This is a genomic window from Pseudophaeobacter sp. C1-32P7 (assembly GCF_041008775.1).
Lineage (GTDB): Bacteria > Pseudomonadota > Alphaproteobacteria > Rhodobacterales > Rhodobacteraceae > Phycobacter > Phycobacter gallaeciensis_A.
In genome coordinates this window covers 1-5668 of the sequence record NZ_JAXGFR010000052.1, presented here as the reverse complement: position 1 = coordinate 5668, position 5668 = coordinate 1, and the positions used below count along the sequence as shown (strand labels likewise).

3 protein-coding genes are annotated in these 5668 nt (G+C 57.8%); all 3 read left to right on the top strand.

Translation table 11 applies throughout. The annotated features are described in order from the left end of the window. Positions 1-269: 269 nt before the first annotated feature. Complete coding sequence (locus SM763_RS23785) at positions 270-1283, top strand: HsdM family class I SAM-dependent methyltransferase (RefSeq protein WP_490363312.1); 1014 nt, start codon at positions 270-272, stop codon at positions 1281-1283. Continuing rightward, the gene (locus tag SM763_RS23780; protein ID WP_369000019.1) at positions 1280-2584 is read left to right on the top strand and encodes a restriction endonuclease subunit S; all 1305 of its coding nucleotides are present in this window, start codon (positions 1280-1282) and stop codon (positions 2582-2584) included. The genes SM763_RS23785 and SM763_RS23780 overlap by 4 nt, the downstream gene beginning before the upstream one ends. A 134-nt stretch (positions 2585-2718) precedes the next feature. Beyond that, positions 2719-5668 (top strand): type I restriction endonuclease subunit R (locus SM763_RS23775; RefSeq protein WP_369000017.1); only part of this gene is annotated, 2950 nt, incomplete at its 3' end.

Below are 5668 nucleotides of genomic sequence, written 5' to 3'. Positions count from 1 at the left end.
GAGTGATTGCCCAAAAGGAACAGATGCCGGTGCGTCCGTCTCCGACCAGCATTCTCGGCTTTAAAGGAAAGCACAACCGCCCCCGTTGCGATTAGCTCAGGCCCTGCTCGCAGAAAATCTACGTCTCCGATACAGCTCCTCTGCAGGAGCTTCTCGGCAGTGGCCTTAGAAGAAGCCAAGTCGGGACGCATTTTCATCAAGCCTAACGGCGTCAGAGGGATATTCCCCTACCGCGCGTGTCGGACGGGCAGCTCCTGTTCCTTCAGCACATGATCTCCAAGATGCGCGATGACGAACAAGGCACCCGTATCGGCATCGTCATGAACGGCTCCCCTCTCTTCACCGGCGGTGCCGGGTCGGGCGAAAGCGAGATCCGCCGATGGATGCTGGAGAACGACTGGGTCGAGGCGATCATCGCCCTGCCCACGGACCTTTTCTACAACACCGGCATTCAGACCTATGTCTGGCTTCTGACCAACCGCAAGACACGGGATCGCCAGGGCAAGGTCCAGCTGATCGACGCCAGCAGCGACCGGTTCTGGAAGTCCATGCGCAAATCCCTTGGCTCCAAACGCCGCGAGATCCCGCCAGAGGCCTGTGACGAGATCACCCGGATCTATGCCGAGATGCTGAACGGAGAGGCTGGCTGGGGCGAATACTCCAAGATCTTCAAGACCACCGATTTCGGCTATCGGGAAATCCGTGTCGAACGCCCCCTGAAACTGGCCTTCGAGGTGACCGAGGACGCCCTGGAGGCGCTGCGAGAGGTAAAGCCCTTCGCCAAGCTGGACGAGGCTGAACAGGCCGGGATCCTGACCACCCTGCGGCAGAGCCTGCCTGCGGGCAAACGGTGGCTGGACCGTGCCGAGTTCGACAAGGACCTGACTGCGGCGCTGAAGGCTGCCGGGATCAAACTGCCCGCTCCGGTGAAAAAGGCGATCCTGTCGGCCCTGTCGGAGCGGGACGAGGACGCCAAGACCTGCACTGGCAAGGATGGCAAGCCCGGAGCCGACAGCGATCTGCGCGATCACGAGCTAGTCCCGCTGGCGGAGGACTGGCGGGACTACGTGCAGCGTGAGGTTCTGCCCTTCGTCCCCGATGCTTGGGTGGATCAGAGCCACACCGACGCACAGGATGGCGGAGTGGGTCGTGTGGGGTATGAAATCAACTTCAACCGCTATTTCTACCAGTATGTCCCGCCCCGCCCACTGGCAGAGATCGACGCCGAGCTGAAGGCTCTGGAAGCCGAGATCGCAGGCTTGTTGCAGGAGGTGGTTGAGTGATACCGATCAGGGATATCGTTGCATCAGGTACTCCAGCAGGATGGAAAACCGTGCCGTTCTGGTCATTATTCCGCCGCGAGAAGTTGACGGGATTTCCTGATGAAGAGCTATTGTCGGTCTACCGTGATTATGGAGTGATTCCGAAGTCGTCACGCGACGATAACCACAACAAGCCGTCTGAAGACCTGTCCGGATATCAATTGGTGACGGAAGGGGCTTTGGTCACCAATAAAATGAAAGCATGGCAGGGATCGATAGCAATCTCTCGTTACCGTGGTATCGTCAGTCCTGCGTATTACGTCTACACGCCTCAAAGCGATGAGTGTGATCAGTTCCTCCACTACCTACTAAGAAGCGAACCATACATCGGCCTGTATGGCAGGATTTCAAAAGGTGTAAGGGTCAACCAATGGGATCTGGAACACGAGGCGTTGCGCAATATCCCTGTGCTGCTCCCCGACCTCGAGACCCAACGCCAGATTGCCGATTTCCTGGACCGCGAGACCGCAAGAATTGACCTGCTGATCGAGAAACGGGAAAAGTTCGCCGCCCTTGTTGCCGAGGCACGAGACTCACTGATAGCGAAAATGATTTGTGGCGAAGGTTCCGAGGAATTGGATACGCCGCGCCATGACTGGACCGATAGCCGACCAAACCACTGGAAAAGTGAAAGGGCGAAAGTCCACTTCCGCGAACGGATCGATAAGAGCGTCGATGGGACGGAAGAACTCTTGACCGTCTCACACATTACTGGCGTGACGACACGCGCCGAAAAAGAAGTGAACATGTTCCTCGCTGAGAGCAACGAGGGATACAAGATTGTTCACCCTGGCGACATTGTGATTAACACAATGTGGGGTTGGATGGGGGCGATGGGCGTCAGTTCCCATCACGGCATCATCAGTCCTTCCTATGGCGTCTATCGCCCCACATCCGAGGCATTCGAGCCGGATTATCTTGACCTTACGCTTCGCTCCAAACCGTTCGTCGCAGAGGTGACCCGGCGCAGTAAAGGTATTCATTCTTCGCGGCTGCGTATCTACCCCGACGCATTCTTGGACATGCGGCTGCCTGTTCCACCGCGTGATGAGCAAGTTGCAATCCTTGCGGAACTCCGAGACCGCACAGAACGCGAAAACGTGCTGCTTTCGAAAAACGAACAGGCATCGGCGTTGCTTAAAGAGTACCGCTCCGCCCTGATCACCGCCGCTGTCACGGGGCAGATCGATGTGCAGACCTACGGCAAATCTGGCACCGTGGACCGGCGGCTCGACGCCATTCAGGAGGAGCTGGAGGCATGACCCGCCAAATCGATGAACTGCGCGGCTATGCAGATTTCCGTGGCCACGACCTCATCCGTCTGGGCGTAAAAACCCAAGCCGATGCCGAAGAGATTTTGACCCACCTATTGAAATAGTATTTTGCAGGACCCGCCATGACGACCGGACAGCACACCACTAAGGACGTTCACCAGGAAAAGGTTTTCGAGGCTCATATCGTGGGCTGCCTGACCTCGGATCTGGGCTATCTCGAACGGGACCCTGCCACGGACTACGATGTGGGCTATGCCCTCGACCGGGAGCTGCTGTTCCGGTTCCTACGTGAAACCCAGCCAGAAGCGTGGCAGACCTTAGAGGATCATTACAGCACACAGGCCGAGACAGAGGTTCTGAAGCGGCTGGAAAAGGCCCTGAAGGAACAGCCCACCCACCAGGTTCTGCGCCAGGGGATCAAGCTGGTTCCGAACATCAACTTCTCCCTGTGCTACTTCAAGCCCGCCTCAAACCTGAACCCGGATCTGACACGGCTGTTCGAGGCCAATACCTTGTCGGTCATGCGGCAGGTGCGGTACTCCAAGAAGAACGCCAATGCCATCGACATCGTGACCTTCGTGAACGGCATCCCCGTGACCACGATGGAGGTCAAGAACCCGCTGACTGGGCAAACCTTCAAACACGCCGAGGCGCAGTATCGCAAGGACCGCTCCCCCGGTGGTGAGCCTCTGTTGACCTTCAAACGCGGTGCCATCGTGCATTTCGCTGTGGACCCGGACAACGTGTCGATGACCACACGGCTGATGAACGGCAAGACGCGGTTCCTGCCTTTCAACCGGGGACGGGATGGCGGGGCTGGCAACCCGGATGTGCCGGGGGAGAACCGGGTCTCCTACCTCTACAAGGATCTGCCGGGGGCAAGAGCCGTGTTCTCCCGTGAGGTTCTGTTGGATCTGATCGGGCGGTTCATTCATCTGGAGCGATCCGGCGGCAAGGAGGTGTTGATCTTCCCCCGCTTCCAGCAGCTCGACGCGGTACGGCGTGTCCTGGCAGATGCACGGGCGAATGGCGCTGGGCAGAACTACCTGATCCAGCACAGCGCAGGGTCGGGCAAATCCAATACCATCGCCTGGACCGCCCATCAGATCATCAACCTGCATGACGAGGCCGACCGCCCCCTGTTCGATACGGCGATCATCGTGACCGACCGTCTGGTTCTGGATCGGCAGCTACAGAACACGATCAGCGGCTTTGCACAGACCGAAGGCGTGGTGAAGAAGATCGACGGCACCTCCCGTGATCTGAAACAGGCCATCGAGCAGGGCAAGCGGATCATCATCACTACCATCCAGAAGTTCGGCACGGAGCATCTGGCGACGATATCAGGGCAGTCCTCCAAGAACTTCGCCGTGATCATCGACGAGGCGCATTCCTCCCAATCGGGCAAGGCAGCCCAAGCCATGAGCGATGCCCTGACCCGTGAGAAGACATCCTCCGAGGATATCGAGGACATGATCCTGGCCCATCAGGCCGCAAGAGGGCCGCAGAGGAATATCTCATTCCTGGCGTTTACCGCCACCCCTCGGAACGTCACGCTAGAGCGGTTCGGACGCATGGGCGAGGATGGCAACCCGCACCCGTTCCACCTCTACTCGATGCGTCAGGCTATCGAGGAGAAGTTCATTCTGGACGTCCTCCAGAACTACATGACCTACTCAGCCTACTATAAGCTCGAGAAGGCCATCGAAGAGGATCCCGCGTTCAAGGGAAGGAACGCGCAACGAACTGTCGCCCGGTATGCCTCGCTTCATCCTTATGCGATTGGCCAGAAGGTCGAGATCATTGTCGAGCATTTCCGCCGTCATGTACGGAGCGAACTCGGCGGACAAGCGAAGGCGATGGTGGTGACGCAAAGCCGTGAACACGCCTTCCGATACTGGCAGCAGATCAAGGCCTACATTGAGGATAAGGGATACTCCGACCTGAAAGCCCTGGTGGCGTTCTCAGGTGATCTGCGCATTGACGACACGGACTGGACCGAGGCTGCGGCCAACGGCTTCCCCGAGACAGAGCTGCCACAACGCTTCGATACGGATGAGTATCAGGTCTTGGTGGTCGCCGAGAAGTACCAAACCGGTTTCGATCAGCCGAAGCTGGTAGCGATGTATGTTGATCGGAAGCTGGCAGGGCTTCAGGCGGTACAAACGCTGGCACGGCTGAACCGGACCTTCCCAGGAAAGCAGCGGACCTTCGTTCTCGATTTCCAGAACACAGTGGAGGAGATCCGGGAAGCCTTCGCCCCGTTCTTCGAAGCTACAGAGCTGGAGGAACGAACGGACCTCAATCAGATCTATGATCTCGAAAGCAGGATCTCGAGTTCGCCGTATGTCATACGGGATGAGGTCGAGAGGTTTGCCGATGTCTTCTTTACGGGAAATCTCAGCAGCCAGGACCGCATCCGCCTGGAAGGGCTGGTGAAGGAGGCTGTTGGCCGCTTCGAGATTGACGACGACGAGGCCCAGCAGGAGGAGTTCCGGCAGCTCATTAGAAGCTACATGCGGTTCTACTCCTTTGTCGCGCAGATCGTCTCCCTCGGTGATCCTTGGCTGGAAAAGCTCTTCACCTACGTGTCCTGGTTGGCCCGCTTGCTGCCCTCGAGGGAAGTACCTGCCGACATCCAGATCTCGGAGGACATGCTACAGCTCTCGGCATTTCGGGTGCAGAAAGGCGAAGAGGGGTTTGCGTCCCTTCAGGCTGGTGACACGACCAAACTTGCTGCCATCACCGAGTTCGGTGCGAACCGCTACACGGAGGAGGAAGAGCGATCACTGTCTGAGATAGTTGCGCTTTTCAACGAGCGGCACGGGGGAAATCTATCGGAGGAGGATGTTGTACGACTTGAACGCGTCAAAGAAGAGGTTATGAGCGACGAGATGCTAGACATGATGCGGAACAACCCGGCGGATGTTGTTTACGGCACGTGGGAACGCACCTTTTTGCAGGGGATGGTTCGTATGTTCCAGAGGGACAGCGAAATGCGGAGTGCCTTGATGACAGACAAAGTTACCCGCGACCGAGCCACGCGACATTTCTTCAATCGAGCGATGCGGA